Genomic DNA, 18961 nt, shown 5'->3' with positions numbered 1-18961 from the left:
ACAGCGCCCCGAACATGTCCAGAATCGCCGCCTTGCTGATTATCCTGAGCCTTGCCGCCTGCGGCATGAAAGGCCGGCTTGAAATGCCGCCCGGCCCGGCCTCTGAACCGCTGCTTGGCAAAGCCAAGCCAGCCGCCAAGGATGTTAGCACGACCACCAGCCCCAAAGCCCCATGACCCACTTTGCCCTGAAAAACGGCGTCCTCCACGCCGAATCCGTCGCCCTGCCCACGATTGCCGATCAATTCGGCACGCCGGCCTATGTTTATTCCCGCGCTGCGCTCGAAGCCTCGCTGCGCGAGTTCCATGACGTATTGGGTGGCCACCCCACTGGCCAGGGCGCCCTCGTCTGCTACGCCGTCAAAGCCAACTCCAACCTCGCCATTCTCAACGTCTTTGCCCGCCTCGGCGCGGGCTTCGATATCGTTTCCGGTGGTGAACTGCAGCGTGTTCTGGCCGCTGGTGCCGATCCGAAAAAAGTCGTTTTCTCCGGCGTCGGCAAGACGGCTGACGAAATGAAGCTGGCGCTGGACGTCGGCATTTTCTGCTTCAACGTTGAATCCGCCGCCGAGTTGGAGCGCCTCAACGACGTTGCCGGTCAGTGCGGCAAGAAGGCGCCGATCAGCCTGCGCGTCAATCCGAACGTCGATCCGAAGACGCATCCGTACATTTCCACCGGCCTCAAGGGTGCCAAGTTCGGCGTCGCTTACGACAACGCGCTGGCCCTCTATCGCCGCGCCGCTGCCCTGCCGAATATCGAAGTAGCCGGCATCGACTGTCATATCGGCTCGCAACTGCTCGACCCGTCACCGTTTGTCGAAGCCCTCGATCGCATTTTGGCCCTGGTCGACCAGATGGCTGCCGAAGGCATCGACGTTCACCACCTCGACCTCGGTGGCGGCCTCGGCATCAAGTACAACGCCGACCACATACAGCCAACTGTCGCCGCCTACCTGACGCCGCTGCTCGACAAGCTGGCCGGGCGCGGCCTGCAGGTGGTGCTTGAACCGGGTCGCCGGCTGGTCGGCAATGCCGGCCTGCTGCTCACCCGCATCGAATACCTGAAAGAGGGTGAAGAGAAGAATTTCGCCATCATCGACGCCGCCATGAACGACCTGATGCGGCCGGCGTTGTACGAAGCCTGGCATGACATCCTGCCGGTCGTACCGCGGGACGGCGCTGTCAGCGAATACGACGTCGTCGGCCCGGTTTGCGAAACCGGCGACTTCCTCGGCCAGGCCCGTCCGCTTGTCGTCGAAGCCGGCGATCTGCTGGCCGTGATGTCGGCCGGCGCCTACGGCATGGCCATGGCCTCGAACTACAACACCCGGCCGCGCGCGGTCGAAGTGATGGTCGATGGCGACCAGATCCACGTCATTCGCCAGCGCGAAACCGTCGAACAGCTTTACGCCGGCGAGTCCATCCTGCCCAAGTGAGCGGTTTGCGCGTCGATAAATGGCTTTGGGCAGCGCGTTTTTTCAAGACGCGCTCGCTGGCCAGCGACGCCGTCAGCGGCGGCAAGGTGAAGGTCAATGGTGCGACCATCAAGCCAGCCCGCGAGATCAAGGTCGGTGACCGACTGGACATCGCCAACAGCGAAACGCGCTGGGAAGTGACCGTCAAAGCCCTGTCGGACAAACGCGGTCCGGCGCCGGAAGCCCGGCTGCTCTACGAAGAAACACCGGAAAGCATCAGCACCCGCGAAACGGCGCGAGAGGGTCGGCTGTTTGTCCAGGATCCTGCCGCCGATATCCATGGCCGGCCAACCAAGCGCGACCGGCGTCAGATGGACCGCTACGGCCGATAAATCGGCGAGTCTTACGGTCAACCGGAAAAAACGGCCAAATTTAAAGTACGTAAGCGAGCGCCAACGGCAGGAAAAGCAGCGCTGCCAAGTTGCCGATCAGCACGATAGACGCCACACGCTCCGGTTCCTGCTTGTAGCGCTCGGCGAACAAAAAGTTGAGCACGGCCGGGGGCAATGCACCAAAAACAAACAGCATCGCCGCATCCCGGCCCTGCAGGCCGAGTAGCTGAATGACGCCGGCGGCGATCAGCATGCCGGCCACCGGCCTAAGTACGGCGCTGCCGACCGCCACTTTCCATTCGCTGAACGACACATCAGTCATGCGCACGCCGAGCGAAAAGAGCAGCAGCGGCACCGAAACGTCGCCGAGCATCTTGATGGCGATGACCAGCGGCGTCCAGATGGGAATCTTGATCAAGGCCACGGCCAGCCCGGCGATGGCGGCAAACACGACAGGGATGCGCCACAGCGTCAGGATGCGCGTGGTCGGATCAAGCAAGCGGGCGCCAAACGAAAAATGCAGTGTGTTTTCGACCATGAACAGGATCACCGCCGCCGGCAGCGCCGCTTCGCCCCAGGCCAGCACGGCGAGCGGCAGGCCGATGTTGCCGGAGTTGTTGAAGAGCATCGGTGGCACCAGCGTTTTCGGCTGGATGCCGAACAGCCGGGCAATCGGCCAGGCGAGCAGGCCGCAGGTCGCCAGAACGAGAAAGCCGCCGAGAGCCAGCGGCGCGTAGGCCGCAAGTTCGAAGGACTTGCCGGCCATTGCCGCGAAAACCAGGGCCGGGATGAAAATATCCATGTTCAGCCGGTTGGCCACCGCCATTTCCGGCTTGTGCTTGCGGCCATAAAAATAACCGGCCGCAACGATCCCGAAAATGGGGAAGAGAATGACCAGCAGACGGAAACTCAGGCTTTGCTCGTCCAAACGGAAGGCCTCAAATGGGATGGGCGACAACTAGGATTGTGCGGACGCCAGAGGCGTCCGCACAGCCGGGATTACCCCTAGAGGTCAGAGCACGTAGCGTGACAGATCTTCGTCGGCGGCGACTTCGCCGAGCTTCTCGTTGACGTAGGCAGCATTGACCAGCACCTTGTCCAAGCCAACCTTGCCGGCGTCGAACGAGACTTCTTCGAGCAGTTTTTCCATCACCGTATGCAGGCGGCGGGCGCCGATATTCTCGGTCCGCTCATTCACCTGAAAGGCGATTTCGGCCATCCGGCGGATACCGTCGTCGGCGAACTCGATCTGGACGCCCTCGGTTTCCAGCAGCGCCTGATATTGCTTGGTCAGGCACGCGTCGGTCTGGGTCAGGATGCATTCGAAATCGGCCACCGACAGCGAATCGAGTTCGACGCGGATCGGGAAACGGCCCTGCAACTCGGGAATCAGATCGGACGGCTTGGACAGATGGAAGGCGCCCGAGGCTATGAACAGAATGTGATCGGTCTTGATCATGCCGTACTTGGTCGACACGGTCGTGCCCTCAACCAGCGGCAGCAGATCGCGCTGGACGCCCTGACGCGAAACGTCGGCGCCCTGCATTTCGGAACGGCTGGCGATCTTGTCGAGCTCATCGAGGAAGACGATGCCGTTCTGCTCGACGGCCTTCACGGCCTCCAGTTTGACGTCCTCGTCGTTGACCAGCTTGGCTGCCTCCTCGTCGGTGAGCAGCTTGAGCGCCTCCTTGATCGGCAACTTGCGCGATTTCTTCTTGCCGCCGCCAACGCTCTGGAACATGCCCTGAATCTGCTGGGTCAGCTCTTCCATGCCGGGCGGCGCGAAGATTTCGGCCTGCATGCCCGGGGCGGCGACTTCGATGTCGATTTCCTTGTCGTCGAGCTCGCCTTCGCGCAGCTTCTTGCGGAATTTCTGGCGGGTCGTGTTCTCCGCTGCGGTCGACTCGGAATTCTCGGCAAAAAAGTTGGGGCCGCGCGCCGTTGGCAGCAGCACGTCGAGGATGCGCTCCTCAGCCGCATCTTCTGCCCGGGCGCGCATGGTCTTCATGGCCCGTTCGCGGTGCGACTTGATGGCCATTTCGACCAGGTCGCGGATGATCGTCTCTACGTCACGGCCGACGTAGCCGACCTCGGTGAACTTGGTCGCTTCGATCTTGATGAAGGGCGCGTTGGCCAGGCGGGCCAGACGGCGGGCGATTTCGGTCTTGCCGACACCGGTCGGCCCGATCATCAGGATGTTCTTCGGCGTGATTTCCTGACGCAACGGCTCGGCCACCTGCGACCGCCGCCAGCGATTGCGCAGCGCGATAGCGACCGCCTTCTTGGCGTTCTTCTGCCCGACGATGTGCTTGTCGAGTTCGGAAACGATTTCTTGCGGAGTCATGGCCGTCATTCCAGCACCTCGATCGTGAAATTACGGTTGGTGTAGATGCAGATGTCACCGGCGATCTCCAGCGACTTGGTGACGATCTCGCGCGGCGCCAAATCGGTATTTTCCAGCAGCGCCCGTGCTGCGCTCTGCGCATAGGAACCACCGGAACCGATGGCGACAATGCCCTGCTCCGGCTCCAGCACGTCACCGTTGCCGGTGATGATCAGCGACACTTCACGGTCGGCGACGGAAAGCATCGCTTCCAGCCGGCGCAGGGCACGATCCGAACGCCAGTCCTTGGCCAGCTCGACAGCCGACCGCAGCAGGTTGCCCTGATGTTTTTCCAGCTTGGCCTCGAAGCGCTCGAATAGCGTGAAAGCATCGGCCGTACCGCCGGCGAAGCCGGCCAGGATGCGCCCGTTGTACAGTCGGCGAACCTTTTTCGCCGTGGCCTTGATGACGATGTTGCCGAGCGTGACCTGGCCATCACCGGCCATGGCGACCGAATTGCCCCGGCGCACCGACAGGATAGTCGTGCCGTGATATTGCTCCATGATTTGACCCTTAAGACTTGGGAACGAGAATGCGCGCCTGCTTGTTGAGGCCGACCACGGCCATCAGCTCGGCGACCAGATGATTCGGGCTGCGAATGACGATATCGCGCCCCGCCGCCTTGTACGGCGCCAGACGATTGACCAGTTGCCCGGCGGAAACGAAATCGAGCCGGCGCACGCCGGAAAAGTCGAGAATCGGCTGTTCGGTCCCCTCGATGACCGCCACCAACTCGTCAAAGCGGCAACCCTTGAGCTCACCAGACAAATAATGCGCGTCATCGGCCGGACGAGCCGTAGCAGCGGAATCAGCGGGGGTCGCGACAGCCACGCGCGGCTCCCACGACGGGGGCGACAGCTCGAAAGTCACGGCGTAATCGACGGCTCGCTCTTCGAACGCATCCTGGGTACCGTGCCGCTGCAGCAGCTCCAGCAACAGGCGCCAGGACGGCTCGTGGGCGATATCGCCAGCAACCATGCGGCTATTCAAGCGGTCGATAAAAACATCAGTACCGATCAGCGTTACCGCCAGCCTGGTCTTTCTGGCCCGGCTCAGCAGATCGGCCAGTTGCCCGGCCACCTCGTCGTCGCAACCGATCAGCTTGGTGCAATCGACGGTGACCTGCGCTTTTTGTTCGATCAGCTTGGCCAACTCGCTGACCGGCAAGGCGCCTTCCGCAGTCAACACGCCCTGCAGAAATATCTTGCGCGGACCGACTGCACCGGCGGCCTGCTTGGCGGTTGGCGACTCCGACGACCAGGTGGGTGGCGACATTTCGCAGGCCTCGGCGTAATCAGCGCCGAGTTTTTCAAAAGCGGCCCGCTCGCCGGTCGCCTGCAACAGATCGAACAGCAGGAGCCAGAAACGCCGGCCTTCCCGGCCGTGGTAGGAGCGGACAAAGGTCTCGAGCAGCGAGCGCGCGGCGCCATCCTGACCGTTGGCATAGAGGACGACAACCTGTTCGACGCAGGCTTGCAGCGGGTCGTCGTCGTGATTGACGTCGATGCCCATGACGCTGGATTCGGTGAAGTCGTCGCTGTCGAAATCGTCGATGCTGAAGTCCGAATCGACGGCCGCAGGCTGCTGGGCTGCCGCTGGTTTCCCTTCAGGCTTGCGGGCGGCCGGCGCGGGCTGCGGTTTGGTCGGTTTACCGGGGGTAAATTCCAGATCCGGCAGCGGCTCGGGCAACGGCTTGGCTTGATCCTCGGCCGGTGCTACCGGCACCTTGGCCTCTGGCAGCATGTCCGGTGCACGCGGACGGGCGGCCGGCCTTTCGGGCATCTTCTGGTCCTGCTTCTTGAAAAAGGAAAAAACCATGACAACTCCGCATGCGGGACAGTAGTTTTAGCATGCCCTCGGACTTCATGCAACGAGCAAGCCTACTAGTACCAGGAGGAGCGCCAGGACCGGCCCGAATGGCTGATCCAGCCCGAGCGCCAGCGCAAACGCCGCGACATAGGCCACAACGCCGATAGCCAAGGCCCAGCGCAGGCCGGAGCGCCAGTTGGCAGCGCGCCGGAAGGCCAGCCACGGCGGGATGAAGACCAGCGCAAAAGCCCCCATGACGCCGAGACTCATCGTCGCCATGGCCAGGCTGAGCGCCGCCATCAGATCGAAGCCGACCTGGGTCGGCCAGGCCGGCAGGCCGCGCAAGCGAAAGAGATCGGGGTAAACGCGGGCCAGCAACAAGCGGGGCGACCAGACGCGCAGGGCGAGCAAGGCGACAACGCCGCCGATGGCGACCGGCCACAGCTGCTCGCTGCCGGCAAAATAGAGCTGGCCGTCGAACAGGGCATGACCAAGACGTTCGGCCATCGGCGCGTTGGCGGCGAGCAGCACGGCGGCGGACCAGCCGCCGAGCAGCAACAGCGCATCGCCGGCGCCACCGGACAGGCGCCGGGCAAACAGGCGGCGACCGGCCCCAGCCAGCGCCGCCGTCGCCAGCCCGCCGAGCACCGGCGCCATGCCGGCGACCAGGGCGAGCAATGCCCCGGCCGCAGCGACATGCGAATAGGCCAGCGCGGCCAGCCATTCGTCGCGCAGACGCAGGTAGCAGCCGAGCACAGGCAGGACGATGGCGCAGGCCAAACCGGTCAGGAAAGGAATCAGGAAAAGTTCAGATGACATCGTGACCCCTCAATGCGATCACGCGGTCGCAAACGGCGTCGACGAAGGCCGTGTCATGGCTGACGACGAGAATGCCGGCGCCAGCCGCCGCCCGGTCGCGCAGGTGTTCAGTCAGATGGGCGACGCCGGCGACATCGAGGTTGTTGGTCGGCTCGTCGAGCAGCACCAGATCGGCCGGCGCCTGCAGAATGGCCCACAACGTCAGGTAGTGGCGTTGGCCGCCGGACAGTTTGTCGAGGCGGATGTCGAGGCGATCAGCCAGCCAGGAGGGCAGACCTTCGGCACGGGCGCCGGTCAGCGTCAGCAATTCGCGGCCGGACAGGGGCATGCCGACGACCGGCGGCACGTCCTGCCGCTGCAAGGCCAGGCGGAGGCCGGGGCGCTGCTCGACGCGCCCGGAAAACACCTTGGCCCGGCCGGCAAAGGCGGCCAGCAGCGTGCTTTTGCCGACACCGTTGGGGCCGGTCAGGCCGACGATTTCGCCGGCCGCAATGGTCAAATCGAGCGGCTGCGTCGCCGGCTGCTGCCAGCCGACGACCAACTGCTCAGTGCGGAAAAGACTGCTCACCGCAAGGCTTTCAACAGGCGTTGAACGGTATCGTCAAACAGCCCGAACAAGTCCTTCGCCTCCGGCGTCCCGCCGACCGTGTAGGGCAGCAGAACGGCTGGGATGCCGGTCTTTCCGGCGATCCACTGACTCGGCCCTTCCTGCTGGTAGGCGGCGCGCAGGACCATTTTGGCCGGTGCGCTCTGCTGGCGGGCCAGCAGGCCAGTCAGATGGCCGCTGGTCGGCTCGATACCCGGCTTCGGCTCGAGCGTGCCGACTTCCTTCATGCCCAGCCAGTTGAGCAAGTAAACGAAGGAGGCGTGGTGAACGAGCACCGGCACCCCCTTGAGCGAAGCCGCCTCTTTCTGCCAGCGCGCCATCGCCACCTGCCATTTGCCGGCGAAGGCCTGGTAGCTGGCCTGATAGGCGGCGGCATTGGGCGCATCGAGTTCGGCCATGCGCGCCGTCAGCGCCTCACCGACTTTCAACACATTGCGCGGATCGAGGTGGGTGTGCGGATTGCCGGCGGCGTGGACGTCGCCGTGGGCGCGGTCGAGGGTCGCCGGGACTTCAAGGCGATTGACGAAGTTGGCCGCCTCGAAATACCCCGGATGACCGGTCTGGATACCTGAATTTCCGGAGTCGCGCAGGACCAGTGGCAACCAGCCGATTTCCAGATCGGCCCCGGCCGCGATGACCAGATTGGCTTGCCGCGCCTGCGCCAGCAGCGACGGCTTGGCCTCGATGCGGTGCGGGTCCTGGAAGGCGGTGGTCGCAGTGTAGACCTTGACCTTGCTGCCCCCGATTTCCTGCGCCAACGCGCCCCATTCCGGCACGGTGGCGAAGATTTTGAGGTCAGCCTGGGCGGTTCCCACGGTCAACCCGAAAAAACAGGCAAAAATGAAATGTTTCATGGTCGGCTCCTAGAACTTGTGGGCGCCGTGGGCGCCCAGGCTCATGACGTATTGCAAGGTCAGCTGATTGTCGGTGATGCCGAACATCGACTTGTCCTGCGCAACCTGCAGACGAACGCGCGAGAACTCGCTCCAGCTGTAATCGACCATCGCCGACGCCTTTTTCGGCCGGTAGCTATCGACGACCAGATTGGCCGCGTTAACGCCGAAATCGCGCGTCCCGCTGTCGAGTTGCTCGTAGCGCAGGCCGGCCCGCCATTGCGGGGTGAATTGATAGACGCCCTGGGCATACCAGCCGGACTGGTTGGTTTTGTAGCTGCTGTCGACGCACGCACCGACACAACTCAGCCCGCCCTTCTCTTCGCGGACAAAATACTCGCTCTGGAACTTGAAGTTCTGATGCGCCGAGTTGCCGTTCGGCGCCCATTTCCAGACGAAATCAGCCAGCCAGGTCGTCGAATCGCCGGCAAAAGCACCCTGCGCCGTCGCCCCGCTGATATCGACGAAATCCGAACTCCGCTCGCTGGCCCGCGTTTTCAACCACGATGCGCCGGCCCGCCAACTATTGGCGACGCCGACATCGTCGCCGACATGCACGTGCAGCGCACCACCGCCAGTTCCGTTGTTGTTCCGGTCAGTCCCCGGAAAATTGGCGCCTCGCCCGACTTCGGCGCCCACTTCAACAAACAACGAGGTCGGCGCCAGCCACTTGAGCTGCACGCCATCCTGCACATAGCTCGCATCCTCGCCGAACATCGCCTGATACATCAGCGGTGCATCGGCAAAATCCCACATGTGCGGGTGTTGCTCATTGAGGTAACCGATGCCGGAACGGAAACGACCGGCTTTCAGGCCGACGCCCTGGCCGATGGCCAGCGACTGGAACCACGCCTCCTCGATATTGGCCTGACCGTCAGCCATCGCCACGATGACCTGGCCGCGCCAGTAGGGATCGATATTGGCGGCCAGCACCAGCTCCGTTTCATCGACCGAAAAGCCGCGCGCGTTGAGCCCTTCGCCGCCCGGCACAAACCCGGTAATGCCGCGCCCCGGAACGTTCTTGGCGTTGCGGTACTGGCCCTGGAGAATGAGCGAAACTTCCGGATTGAAGGCGTTGGCGGTTGCCACCGACTGGCGACTTTCTGCCGGCGCTGGCGCCGGTGCCGATTTCTCGGATTTGGCTTGCGAGCTGGCCTGAGATTCAGCCTGAACCAGCTTCTGTTCGAGCGCCGCAATGCGTTGTTCGTAGGTTTTTTTCATCTCGTCGATCTGGGCGCGAATGGCTGCCAGATCGGCATCGGATGCGGCTTGCGCGCCGCACGAGGCGGCCAGCAAGGCCGCCATGGCAAAAGACTTTTGCATGTGATTTTCCTGAAATTGCGTAGCAAGCGGCCGAGCGCGGGAATCCCGCGGTCAACCGGAAATAACGGGCAATTTCAGAAAAGTGGCGGCCCCTGCTGGGTTGCGATGGGCGCAGGGAAAGCGCTGCGGCCATGGGCCGAGAACGACTCCGGAACAAGCTGAACAGCGAGCACGGGCGGCAATGCGGCGAGTGCTGGCAAGGCTGCGCCGAGATCATGCGCCGCCAGACAAAGCTGGCAGACATGGGTCGGCAAGCCATCATCGTTGCTTGCCGCATGCTCGACGGCGTGCGCCCCCGTCGCCAGTTGGGCGAAGAAGAGCACGACAACGAGAAGGAGACGGCGCAGATGAAGCATCTATTCAGTTTATCAGGGCTGCATTACATCCAGATGGCAATAGCGCTGGCTCAGTCAACCTGCACCAGCAGGCCTTTGAGATACTCGCCCTCGGGAAAGTTCAACGCCACCGGATGATCGGCCGCGCCGGCCAGACGACGAACTATGCGCGCACTGCGTCCGGCATCGAGCGCCGAGTCGGCGATGATTTTCTGGAACATCTCCAGCCCGACGCCACCGGAGCACGAATAAGTCATCAACAGACCGCCCGGCTTGAGCAGCCGGCAGCCCAGAATATTGATGTCCTTGTAGGCCTTGGCCGCCCGGTCGGCATGGGCCGCGGATGGTGCGAACTTGGGCGGGTCGAGGACGATCAGGTCGAACAATTTTCCGGCCTTGCGGAAATCGCGCAGCGCCTGAAAAACATCGGCCTCCTGCCACTGCGCGCGGTCGGCCGGCAATTTCGGATTGAGTGCCAGATTGGCCTGAGCCTGGGCCAGCGCCGGGCCGGAGGAATCGATGGACAGCACGCTCTTGGCGCCACCCGCCAGCGCCTGCAGCGAAAAGCCGCCGGTGTAGCAGAAGCAATTCAGCACGTCCTTGCCAGCCGACAACTGGCCGAGCAAGGCGCGGTTCTCGCGCTGATCGAGATAGAAACCGGTCTTGTGGCCACCGGCGATATCAATCGCCAGACGAACGCCGTTTTCGTCAATGGACAACGGCGTCTTCGGCGCCTCGCCGTGCAACCAGCCAGTCGTCGGGCCAAGCCCTTCGAGACCACGGACATCGGAATCGGAGCGTTCATAAACGCGGGCACAGCCGGTCGCCTTGACCAGCCCGGCGACGATGGCATTACGCCATTTATCGGCCCCTGCCGAGGTCAGCTGGACGACGACCGTATCGCCATACTGGTCGGCGATGACACCGGGCAGACCGTCGGATTCGGCATGGATCAGGCGCAGGCCCTGCTGGCCGCGCAGTTCCGGCAGCGATTGACGGAGCGCCACGGCCGCCGCGATGCGCCGCTTGAAAAAGGCGTCGTCGATGGATTCTTCGGCATCGAAAGTCCAGAAGCGCGCGCGGATCTGCGACTTCGGGCTGTAGGCAGCCCGCCCGAGCGGACGCAGGTTGTCGGCCAGCACTTCAACCGTATCACCCGGCCGCGCCCGGCCCTCAAGACGGCCGACCGAACCGGCGAACAACCAGGGGTGATGCTTGAACGCCGAACGTTCCTTGCCCGGAAGCAGAATCAGCTGAGCCATGTTTTTCCCGAAGACAAAAATGAAGAAGCCCCGGTCACCTTGCGGCAACCGGGGCTCGGAATTCTGGCGAAAACTTAAGCGCCCAGAGCCTTACGGTTGCGCTGATGGCACTCGGCGCCATACATGACCTTGAACATGGTCTTGCTCATGCCCTTGAACAGGCGCTTGGTGGACTTCGAAATACAGCGGCGCTCCAGCGAGGAACGACGAACACGATTGATGGTAGCGGCCATGAAAACTCCTTGAATCCAGCGAATTTGCGAAACCGCAGAGGATAGCGCCCTGTGGATGAATCGTCAACGAAGCCTTGATTTTTAGCCGATTTTTCCGGTTGACCGTGGGAAGCGAACGCTATTTCGCCTTGGCTCGCGGGTGAGCCGAATCATAGACCTTGGCCAGATGCTGAAAATCCAGGTGCGTATAGACCTGGGTCGACGCGATGCTGGCGTGGCCGAGCATTTCCTGCACCGCGCGCAGATCGCCCGACGATTGCAGGACGTGCGAAGCGAAGGAATGGCGCAGCATGTGCGGATGGACATGGGCCGGCAGGCCAAGCAGCACGGCCCGTCGGGCCAGCCGTGATTCCACCAGGCGGGGACTGATACGCCCGCCGCGTTGACCGACGAACAAGGCCTTTTCTCCCGGCTTGGCCAATTGCTCGCGCAAAGCCGCCCACGCGGCCAGCGCCTCGCGCGCCTTGCTGCCGACCGGTACCAGCCGCAGCTTGCTGCGCTTGCCGAGCACGCGGATCTCGCCCTCATGCGCCACGCTGTCGAGCACCTCGCAATCGAGCGCAACCAGTTCGGCCAGGCGCAGGCCGGAGGAGTAGAACAACTCGAACATGGCCAGATCACGGGCGCCCAGCACGGGATCGTCGTCCTCAAACGGCGCCAGCAGGCGGGCGGTTTCATCTACGGACAGTGCCTTCGGCAACATTCGCGGCGATTTCGGAGGCCGGATGCCGTCGCAGGGATTGGCTTTGATCAGGCCACGCTCACCGAGCCAGCCGAAAAACCCGCGCCAGGCCGACAACGTCCGCGCCAGCGAACGACCGCCCAGGCCCTGACCATGGAGTTGGGCGACAAAGCGGCGGATGTGATGCACCAACAAACTGGCCAGCGGGGTTTCCCCCGTTGCCGCCAGCAGCTTTCCCAGATCGCGCCGATAGTTCGAAACGGTGTGCGGCGACAACCGGCGCTGGTCCGAAAGTTCGGCCAGCCAAGCGTCGACCGCAGCAGCCGGCGTCACAGCACGCTCTTGGTCACTCTGGCCAGGGCTGCGGAAACCATTTCGCCGAGGCGCTCGAGGTAGAGCGTCCCCATGTCAGCATAGAAGCGCTGTGCTTCCTCGCTGCCCAGCGCAATCATGCCAATGGTGCCGCCGCCGTTGCGCAGGGCGATCAACGCCTGCGAACGAATGTGGGAAGCCGCCTCGCCAAACCATGAGGTCGTGCCAAAACCGGCCGTCGAGCCGCAATACGGCCGAGCCAGCGTTTCGGCGAAAACCTGCAACTCCTCGCTGACGGCGGCAAATTCCGGCAAATCCTCGATGCCCTCCGGCTTGTCCCACAGGCGCAGGGCGACATGCGGCACAGAGAAGTCATCGCGCAGATGGAAGTTGAGCAGATGGATGACCGCCTGGAAGGTCTCGGCAGCAATCAGCGCCACCGACAGACGATGCACCTTCTCGCTGATCTGGTCATTTTCCTCGCCAAACGAAATCAGTTCGGCCAGCTTGCTCTCGGTCGCCCGGTTCTTGTCGCGCAGGGTCAGCATCTGGCGTTCGGCCAAAGACACGGTACGCCCGCCATGCGGATGCGGCACAAAAATCTGGGCCATCAGGTCAGCGTACTGCTCGAAAAAGCCCGGATTATTCTTCAGGTAGTCCGCGATTTCCTCGGGGAACATGGCGCTCATAATTCAATTTCTCCAGTAAATACCGTTACCGCCGGGCCGGTCATCAAAACCGGCCGCTCGCCGCCACCCCAGGCAATGTTCAGATCGCCGCCGCGCGTCGTGACGCGCACCGGCGAATCAAGCAGACCACGGCGGATGCCGGCGACCACCGCCGCGCATGCCCCCGTGCCGCAAGCCATCGTTTCGCCCGCCCCGCGCTCGTAAACGCGCAGCTTGATGGCGTGGCGGTCGACAATCTGCATGAATCCCGCGTTGACCCGCTGCGGGAAGCGATGATGTTTTTCGATCAGTGGGCCATGCTCGCCGACCGGCGCCGACTCGACGCTATCGACGACCTGCACGGCGTGCGGATTGCCCATCGAGACGACGCTGGTTTCGAGCGTTTCATCGGCCACGTCGAGCATGTGCACGATCACGTCGTCGTCGGCGAGGAAGGGGATTTCGGCCGGCAAAAAGCGGGGAATTCCCATGTCCACCGTGACATTGCCATCGCCTTCGAGGCGAGGCGTAATCAGGCCCTTCATCGTCTCAACCCGAATCTCCCGCTTGTCGGTCAGGCCCTGTTCATGGACAAAACGTACGAAGCAGCGCGCGCCATTGCCGCACTGCTCGACCTCGCCACCATCGGCATTGAAGATGCGGTAGCGGAAATCGACGCCCGGCTGCGTCGCCTTTTCGACCAGCAGAATCTGGTCGCAGCCGACACCGAAATGGCGGTCGCCCAGATAGCACAGCTGTTCGGGCGTCAGCGCCAACGACTGGCGAACACCGTCGAGGACAACGAAGTCATTGCCCAGGCCATGCATTTTGGAGAATTTGAGTTTCACGTACCGCCTCACCGAAAGATTAGGAAAAGCATAACAGAGACAGAGAGTTGCCTCAAAAACTTAAAGTTTCTTCTCCATCACAAAATCGTCCATGACATAGCCGTGACCGATGTCGTCGACAATCGCCTCGCGCACGACGAAACCATATTTCATGTACGAATTGATCGCCTTGTCGTTACGCTTGTTGACGGCAAGAATCACACAGGGATAACCCTCTTTTTTTGCCCTTGCCGCAACGTGAGCAATCAACTGGCCGCCGACACCCTGACGCTGCACGTCAGGATGGATGTAAAGCTTGTCCAGCTTGAATTCGCCCTTGTAGATCTCGCTGAAAGCAAAGCCGACGCGGCGATCACCGAGAAAGGCCTGATCTAGCCATTTGTGCAAATCCTCGAGATCGTCGTACAGACGCTCATGGCCGTAACGCTGCTCGAGCATGAAATCGATCTGTTCCTGCGTGATGATTCCGGGGTAAGTGGCTTGCCAGATTTCGCGGGCCAGGGCCGAGATCGCCGGCACATCGGGCGGCGTAACGGGACGGATTTCAACGTTCAGGCTGCTCATTTGTAAAACCTCTGCTCTCCAGGTGGCCGGGTTTTGAAGCGCTTGTGCAACCAGAAATACTGCTCCGGCATGCGCAGCACCTGGCTTTCGATAAATTTGTTCATGAATTCGGTATCAGCTTCGACACTTTCGCCGGGAAAATTCTCCCAGGGCGGCATCACCTGGATCTCGTAGCCATCCGGCACCTGATGGCAGATGACCGGCACGACGCGCGCATTGGTCAGGCGAACCAGCCGCGACAACGCGGGAATCGTCGCCGCCTGAACACCGAAAAAAGGCACGAAAATCGACTCCTTGGGCCCGAAATCCATGTCCGGCAGGTAATAAAACGGGTGTCCGTCCTTCATGGCCCTGACGATCTTGCGCATGCCATCCTGACGCGAGAGCAGTATCGCCTCGTTGAAACGCATCCGGCCATCATAAAGCAACTTGTTGAGGACCGGATTTTTCTGGTTCGAGAAAACGCTGCATCCGGTCACATGCATCGAGATCACCGTCCCGCCGGCATCCAGCCCGACGAAATGGGGCGACAACATGACCACCGGACGACCCTCGGGATCGGTCAGATGCTCGACACCTTGAATGCGAATGATACGCTCCAGCCTCTCCCGCGACGCCCACCACCCTAACGTGCGGTCGAGCACAGCCCGGGCAAAGGCGACGAAATGACGGCGCGCCAAGGTTTCCCGCTCGGCTTCGCTTTTCTCGGGAAAGCACAGGCGCAGGTTGGTCAGCGCCACTTCACGCCGGCTACGACCCAGCGCATAGAGCAGACGCCCCAGCCCGCTCCCCAGGCTGCGCAGCACGGACAGCGGCAACCAGTGCAGCAGCCAGAGAAAACCGACCAGAATATACGTAAAGAAAATCGTCAAGGAATTCACTCCGCCGGTGGCGCGTCTGCACCGGCCGGTCGTTTGTATCGGTTGTAGCCCCACAAATACTGCGTTGGGCACTGGCGGATCAGCGTCTCGATTTCGATATTGATCTGCTGCGCCCGGTCGACCGTGGAACCCGCCAGCGGGTTTATTGGCGGCTGAAAATGGACCCGGTAGCCACGTCCGCCAGGCAGACGCTCACCCCAGGTCAGCAAAGAGGCGGCCCCGGTTTCGGTCAGGCGTGCCGCCAGCGTCATCGTGTAGGCGTATCGACCAAAGAACTTCAGCCAGGCCCCCTCGCCGGTTTTCGGCGCCTGATCGGGCAACATGCCGACCATTTCGCCCTTCTTCAGTGCCTTGATCAGGGCTCGCACCCCGGAAAGATCGGCCGGCGCCAGATGCAGGTGCGCCCGCTTGCGGCCGGTCAGGATCAGTTCCTGCGCCACCGCCGATTTAGGGGCGCGGTAAAGCACCGTAATATCCCCGAACGACGAAAGATACTGCGCCGTGATCTCGAAACAACCGAGGTGCGGCGTCAGAAAGACGATGCCCTTGCCGGCCTGTTGCGCCGCCTCGACGTGCTCCCAGCCATCCACTTCGGCCACCAGCGGAATCGCCTCCTCGAGCGGACGCATCCAGATGCGAGCCAGCTCCAGCATCTGCTTGCCCGTTTCGGCCGCCACCTTGCCCCGCAATGACGGCGCAAGACCGGCCTGAGCAATGTTTTCCCGCAGATGACGGCGATAGGTCGGCGACAGCCAGTAAGTCAGGCGACCGAGCAAGCCACCCAAGAGATGCAGGACGCCCAGGGGCAGGCGGGAAAGGATGCGAAAGATAAAAACCATGAAGCTCCGGGGGTTGAATCCCCCTCAGAAAAGTTTAATATTATCCGTTCGCCGAGTTAAACAGACAACTTGCGGGGCGACTAATAAATACTGCTAAAGCGTCACCGCTCGTGGTCCGAAGCAGGTAGCGCCGGATAAAAGGACCACTGGAGCTTCACATGAGCGAATATTTCTTCACTTCCGAATCCGTCGGCGAAGGCCACCCGGACAAGGTTGCCGACCAGATTTCCGACGCCATCCTAGACGCCATCCTGGCCCAGGACAAGCATTCCCGCGTTGCCGCCGAAACCCTCTGTAACACCGGCCTCGTCGTCCTGGCTGGTGAAATCACCACCAACGCCAACGTCGATTACATTCAGGTCGCCCGCGATACCATCAAGCGCATCGGCTACGACAACACCGACTACGGCATCGACTACAAGGGTTGTGCCGTTCTCGTTGCCTACGACAAGCAGAGCCCGGACATCGCCCAGGGCGTCAATGCTGCCTACGACGACAACCTCGGCCAGGGCGCCGGCGACCAGGGCCTGATGTTCGGCTACGCTTGTGACGAAACCCCGTCGCTGATGCCTTTGCCGATCTACCTGTCACACCGTCTGGTCGAGCGCCAGGCCATGCTGCGCAAGGACGGCCGCCTGCCGTGGGCGCGCCCGGACGCCAAGTCGCAGGTCACCATCCGCTACGTCGATGGCAAGCCGCACTCGATCGACACCGTCGTGCTGTCCACCCAGCACTCGCCGGACATCAGCCTGGAAGACCTGCGCGAAGCGACCATCGAGCAGATCATCAAGCCGGTGCTGCCGAAGGAACTGATCAAGGGCGACATCAAGTATCTGGTCAACCCGACCGGCCGCTTCGTCGTCGGCGGCCCGCAGGGCGACTGCGGCCTGACCGGCCGCAAGATCATCGTCGACACCTACGGCGGTGCCGCCCCGCACGGCGGTGGTGCTTTCTCTGGCAAGGATCCTTCCAAGGTTGACCGTTCGGCTGCCTACGCCACCCGCTACGTCGCCAAGAACATCGTTGCCGCCGGCCTCGCCTCGCGTTGCCTGGTCCAGGTCTCTTACGCCATCGGCGTCGCCGAACCAACTTCGATCATGGTCGAGACCTATGGCACCGGCAAGGTCAACAACGAAACCCTGACCGCGCTGGTCCGCAAGCACTTCGACCTGCGCCCGAAGGGCATCGTCAACATGCTCGACCTGCTCCGCCCGATCTACCAGAAGACAGCTGCCTACGGCCACTTCGGGCGCGATGAACCGGAATTCACCTGGGAAGCGACCGACCGCGCCAACCTGCTGAAATCGGACGCCGGTTTGTAAGACAGAGTCGCCTTCGCAGAAAAGGGAAGCCACACGGCTTCCCTTTTTTTTCGCTAGAATTGCGAAATATGCTTAAACGAATTCCAGTCGATCAACTCACGCTGGGCATGCATCTGCAGGCTTTCTGCGGCGCCTGGCTGGAACACCCGTTCTGGCGGACAAAGTTCGTCCTGAGCGACCCGAATGACCTTACCCTGATCCGCGAAAGCACGATCTCCGAGGTCTGGATCGATATCTCCAAAGGCCTCGATAGCGAAGTCTCCGGCAGCGAACAGATCGTCGCAGTTGAGGAAATTCCCGAGCCGCCGCCTGTCGTTCAGGAAAAGACATCGTTCAACGACGAGGTCAAACGCGCCGCAAAAATCTGCGCCAAGGGCAAGGAAGCCGTTGTTTCGATGTTCCAGGAAGCGCGCATGGGCAAGGCGATTGAGGCCGAAGCCGCGGCACCGCTGGTCGAGGAAATCTCCAATTCCGTGTTGCGCAATCCCGGCGCGCTGATCAGCCTGGCCCGCCTGAAAATCGCCGACGATTACACCTACATGCATTCGGTGGCCGTCTGCGCCCTGATGATCGCGCTATCCCGGAAACTGGGACTGGACGAGCAGCAAACTCGCGATGCCGGCATGGCCGGCCTGCTGCACGACCTGGGCAAGGCGATGATTCCGCTGGAAATTCTGAACAAACCGGGGAAGCTGACCGAGGAGGAGTTCGCCCTCGTCAAGACCCACCCGCAAGAAGGGCACAAGTTGTTGGCGGACGGAAAAGGCATCAGTGATATCACCAAGGATGTGTGCCTGCACCATCATGAAAAAATCGATGGCAGCGGCTATCCGAAGGGCCTGAGCGGCGAAACGATGAGCCTGTTTGCCAAGATGGGTGCCGTTTGCGATGTGTACGATGCGATTACCTCGAATCGTCCCTACAAGGCCGGTTGGGATCCTGCCGAGTCGATCAAGCGCATGGCCGAATGGAAGGGCCATTTCGACCCGACCGTTTTTCAGGCTTTCGTCAAAAGCCTGGGCATTTACCCGGTTGGCTCGCTGGTCAGGCTGGAATCCGGAAAGTTGGGCGTGGTTGTCGAACAGGGCGAACAGTCGCTGCTCAAGCCCAAGGTCCGGGTCTTTTTCTCGATCAAGTCGCAGGCCTACATCAAACCGGAGCTCATCGACATCGCGCGCAGCCCGGAGAAAATCGCCTGCCGTGAAGATGCCGCCAAATGGGGCATCAAGGACGTTGATCGCTACTGGGCCGGCGACAAAACCTGAAATCGGTTTATAATCCTCGACCTACCGAGGGGCGCTGCAGGGGCTTGGTTGTCAGAAACCACTCTCTCAGGCTCGGTTTGTAACTGCGCTCACCCATTTAATCCGTGCCG

The 18961-nt window shown here is 62.0% G+C and carries 22 protein-coding genes and 1 riboswitch; of the genes, 5 read left to right on the top strand and 17 right to left on the bottom strand.

Features of this window, described 5'->3' with window-relative positions; translation table 11 throughout:
* Nucleotides 1-14 precede the first annotated feature (14 nt).
* The 3 genes from lptM to KI613_RS01175 are packed head-to-tail and all read left to right on the top strand — an operon-like array spanning nt 15 to nt 1806.
* Nucleotides 15-176 (top strand): LPS translocon maturation chaperone LptM, encoded by a 162-nt coding sequence (gene lptM / locus KI613_RS01185; RefSeq protein WP_226403411.1) that lies wholly within the window; start codon nt 15-17, stop codon nt 174-176.
* Nucleotides 173-1435 (top strand): diaminopimelate decarboxylase, encoded by a 1263-nt coding sequence (gene lysA / locus KI613_RS01180; protein WP_226403410.1) that lies wholly within the window; start codon nt 173-175, stop codon nt 1433-1435. Before lptM ends, lysA begins: the two co-directional genes overlap by 4 nt.
* A 5-nt stretch (nt 1436-1440) precedes the next feature.
* Complete coding sequence (locus KI613_RS01175) at nt 1441-1806, top strand: RNA-binding S4 domain-containing protein (protein ID WP_226405657.1); 366 nt, start codon at nt 1441-1443, stop codon at nt 1804-1806.
* Between the two features lie 40 nt (nt 1807-1846).
* On the opposite strand, the gene KI613_RS01170 is transcribed toward KI613_RS01175, so the two are convergent.
* The 17 genes from KI613_RS01170 to KI613_RS01090 form a co-directional block, all read right to left on the bottom strand.
* Nucleotides 1847-2734 carry an AEC family transporter gene (locus tag KI613_RS01170; RefSeq protein ID WP_226403409.1) on the bottom strand — a complete coding sequence of 296 codons (888 nt, stop codon included), beginning with the start codon at nt 2732-2734 and terminating at the stop codon, nt 1847-1849.
* Nucleotides 2735-2818: 84 nt separating this feature from the next.
* Nucleotides 2819-4159: an ATP-dependent protease ATPase subunit HslU gene (gene hslU / locus KI613_RS01165; RefSeq protein WP_226403408.1), complete on the bottom strand. Its 1341-nt coding sequence runs from the start codon at nt 4157-4159 to the stop codon at nt 2819-2821.
* The gene (gene hslV, locus KI613_RS01160) at nt 4156-4692 is read right to left on the bottom strand and encodes an ATP-dependent protease subunit HslV (RefSeq protein WP_226403407.1); all 537 of its coding nucleotides are present in this window, start codon (nt 4690-4692) and stop codon (nt 4156-4158) included. Before hslV ends, hslU begins: the two co-directional genes overlap by 4 nt.
* Before the next feature lie 10 nt (nt 4693-4702).
* The gene (locus tag KI613_RS01155) at nt 4703-6007 is read right to left on the bottom strand and encodes an STAS domain-containing protein (protein ID WP_226403406.1); all 1305 of its coding nucleotides are present in this window, start codon (nt 6005-6007) and stop codon (nt 4703-4705) included.
* A gap of 45 nt (nt 6008-6052) precedes the next feature.
* Entirely contained in the window at nt 6053-6817 is a 765-nt protein-coding gene (locus KI613_RS01150) for a metal ABC transporter permease (RefSeq protein WP_226403405.1), read from the bottom strand.
* On the bottom strand, nt 6807-7385 hold the full coding sequence (locus tag KI613_RS01145; RefSeq protein ID WP_226403404.1) for an ATP-binding cassette domain-containing protein: 579 nt from the start codon (nt 7383-7385) through the stop codon (nt 6807-6809). The genes KI613_RS01150 and KI613_RS01145 overlap by 11 nt, the downstream gene beginning before the upstream one ends.
* The gene (locus tag KI613_RS01140; protein ID WP_226403403.1) at nt 7382-8278 is read right to left on the bottom strand and encodes a metal ABC transporter substrate-binding protein; all 897 of its coding nucleotides are present in this window, start codon (nt 8276-8278) and stop codon (nt 7382-7384) included. Before KI613_RS01140 ends, KI613_RS01145 begins: the two co-directional genes overlap by 4 nt.
* Before the next feature lie 9 nt (nt 8279-8287).
* Nucleotides 8288-9640, bottom strand: coding sequence for a TonB-dependent receptor (locus KI613_RS01135; protein WP_226403402.1), 1353 nt, complete (start codon nt 9638-9640; stop codon nt 8288-8290).
* A 74-nt stretch (nt 9641-9714) separates the two neighbouring features.
* Nucleotides 9715-9996 (bottom strand): hypothetical protein, encoded by a 282-nt coding sequence (locus KI613_RS01130; RefSeq protein WP_226403401.1) that lies wholly within the window; start codon nt 9994-9996, stop codon nt 9715-9717.
* 50 nt (nt 9997-10046) lie between these two features.
* The gene (locus tag KI613_RS01125) at nt 10047-11237 is read right to left on the bottom strand and encodes a class I SAM-dependent rRNA methyltransferase (protein WP_226403400.1); all 1191 of its coding nucleotides are present in this window, start codon (nt 11235-11237) and stop codon (nt 10047-10049) included.
* A gap of 74 nt (nt 11238-11311) precedes the next feature.
* Nucleotides 11312-11470 (bottom strand): hypothetical protein, encoded by a 159-nt coding sequence (locus KI613_RS01120; RefSeq protein ID WP_226403399.1) that lies wholly within the window; start codon nt 11468-11470, stop codon nt 11312-11314.
* 118 nt (nt 11471-11588) lie between these two features.
* The gene (gene xerC / locus KI613_RS01115; RefSeq protein ID WP_226403398.1) at nt 11589-12485 is read right to left on the bottom strand and encodes a tyrosine recombinase XerC; all 897 of its coding nucleotides are present in this window, start codon (nt 12483-12485) and stop codon (nt 11589-11591) included.
* Nucleotides 12482-13153 (bottom strand): DUF484 family protein, encoded by a 672-nt coding sequence (locus KI613_RS01110; RefSeq protein ID WP_226403397.1) that lies wholly within the window; start codon nt 13151-13153, stop codon nt 12482-12484. The genes xerC and KI613_RS01110 overlap by 4 nt, the downstream gene beginning before the upstream one ends.
* Complete coding sequence (gene dapF, locus KI613_RS01105; RefSeq protein WP_226403396.1) at nt 13150-13980, bottom strand: diaminopimelate epimerase; 831 nt, start codon at nt 13978-13980, stop codon at nt 13150-13152. The genes KI613_RS01110 and dapF overlap by 4 nt, the downstream gene beginning before the upstream one ends.
* A 60-nt stretch (nt 13981-14040) precedes the next feature.
* A complete protein-coding gene (locus KI613_RS01100; protein WP_226403395.1) occupies nt 14041-14544 on the bottom strand; it encodes a GNAT family N-acetyltransferase in 504 nt (167 codons plus the stop codon).
* Nucleotides 14541-15416, bottom strand: coding sequence for a lysophospholipid acyltransferase family protein (locus KI613_RS01095; RefSeq protein WP_226403394.1), 876 nt, complete (start codon nt 15414-15416; stop codon nt 14541-14543). Before KI613_RS01095 ends, KI613_RS01100 begins: the two co-directional genes overlap by 4 nt.
* A 5-nt stretch (nt 15417-15421) precedes the next feature.
* Complete coding sequence (locus KI613_RS01090; RefSeq protein WP_226403393.1) at nt 15422-16264, bottom strand: lysophospholipid acyltransferase family protein; 843 nt, start codon at nt 16262-16264, stop codon at nt 15422-15424.
* A 158-nt stretch (nt 16265-16422) separates the two neighbouring features.
* Here KI613_RS01090 and metK point away from each other — a divergent pair, with 158 nt between their 5' ends.
* Together metK and KI613_RS01080 are read left to right on the top strand one after the other, a co-directional pair.
* Nucleotides 16423-17586 (top strand): methionine adenosyltransferase, encoded by a 1164-nt coding sequence (gene metK, locus KI613_RS01085; protein WP_226403392.1) that lies wholly within the window; start codon nt 16423-16425, stop codon nt 17584-17586.
* A 68-nt stretch (nt 17587-17654) separates the two neighbouring features.
* The gene (locus KI613_RS01080) at nt 17655-18851 is read left to right on the top strand and encodes an HD-GYP domain-containing protein (RefSeq protein ID WP_226403391.1); all 1197 of its coding nucleotides are present in this window, start codon (nt 17655-17657) and stop codon (nt 18849-18851) included.
* A 20-nt stretch (nt 18852-18871) separates the two neighbouring features.
* A riboswitch (S-adenosyl-L-homocysteine riboswitch) is annotated at nt 18872-18949 on the top strand.
* The last annotated feature ends 12 nt before the right edge of the window (nt 18950-18961 follow it).

Source organism: Ferribacterium limneticum (genome assembly GCF_020510585.1).
GTDB lineage: Bacteria > Pseudomonadota > Gammaproteobacteria > Burkholderiales > Rhodocyclaceae > Azonexus.
Note: the sequence above shows the minus strand (reverse complement) of the source record. Positions and strands in the feature narration are given on the sequence as shown.

Bases quoted from the DNA above. Each gene is read 5' to 3' on its own strand.
- KI613_RS01125 (WP_226403400.1), bottom strand. From the start codon at position 11,237: ATGGCTCAGCTGATTCTGCTTCCGGGCAAGGAACGTTCGGCGTTCAAG.
- hslU (WP_226403408.1), bottom strand. From the start codon at position 4,159: ATGACGGCCATGACTCCGCAAGAAATCGTTTCCGAACTCGACAAGCAC.
- KI613_RS01150 (WP_226403405.1), bottom strand. From the start codon at position 6,817: ATGTCATCTGAACTTTTCCTGATTCCTTTCCTGACCGGTTTGGCCTGC.
- KI613_RS01120 (WP_226403399.1), bottom strand. From the start codon at position 11,470: ATGGCCGCTACCATCAATCGTGTTCGTCGTTCCTCGCTGGAGCGCCGC.
- KI613_RS01130 (WP_226403401.1), bottom strand. From the start codon at position 9,996: ATGCTTCATCTGCGCCGTCTCCTTCTCGTTGTCGTGCTCTTCTTCGCC.
- KI613_RS01110 (WP_226403397.1), bottom strand. From the start codon at position 13,153: ATGAGCGCCATGTTCCCCGAGGAAATCGCGGACTACCTGAAGAATAAT.
- lysA (WP_226403410.1), top strand. From the start codon at position 173: ATGACCCACTTTGCCCTGAAAAACGGCGTCCTCCACGCCGAATCCGTC.
- lptM (WP_226403411.1), top strand. From the start codon at position 15: ATGTCCAGAATCGCCGCCTTGCTGATTATCCTGAGCCTTGCCGCCTGC.
- KI613_RS01090 (WP_226403393.1), bottom strand. From the start codon at position 16,264: ATGGTTTTTATCTTTCGCATCCTTTCCCGCCTGCCCCTGGGCGTCCTG.
- metK (WP_226403392.1), top strand. From the start codon at position 16,423: ATGAGCGAATATTTCTTCACTTCCGAATCCGTCGGCGAAGGCCACCCG.
- KI613_RS01100 (WP_226403395.1), bottom strand. From the start codon at position 14,544: ATGAGCAGCCTGAACGTTGAAATCCGTCCCGTTACGCCGCCCGATGTG.
- KI613_RS01135 (WP_226403402.1), bottom strand. From the start codon at position 9,640: ATGCAAAAGTCTTTTGCCATGGCGGCCTTGCTGGCCGCCTCGTGCGGC.
- KI613_RS01080 (WP_226403391.1), top strand. From the start codon at position 17,655: ATGCTTAAACGAATTCCAGTCGATCAACTCACGCTGGGCATGCATCTG.
- KI613_RS01155 (WP_226403406.1), bottom strand. From the start codon at position 6,007: ATGGTTTTTTCCTTTTTCAAGAAGCAGGACCAGAAGATGCCCGAAAGG.
- KI613_RS01140 (WP_226403403.1), bottom strand. From the start codon at position 8,278: ATGAAACATTTCATTTTTGCCTGTTTTTTCGGGTTGACCGTGGGAACC.
- hslV (WP_226403407.1), bottom strand. From the start codon at position 4,692: ATGGAGCAATATCACGGCACGACTATCCTGTCGGTGCGCCGGGGCAAT.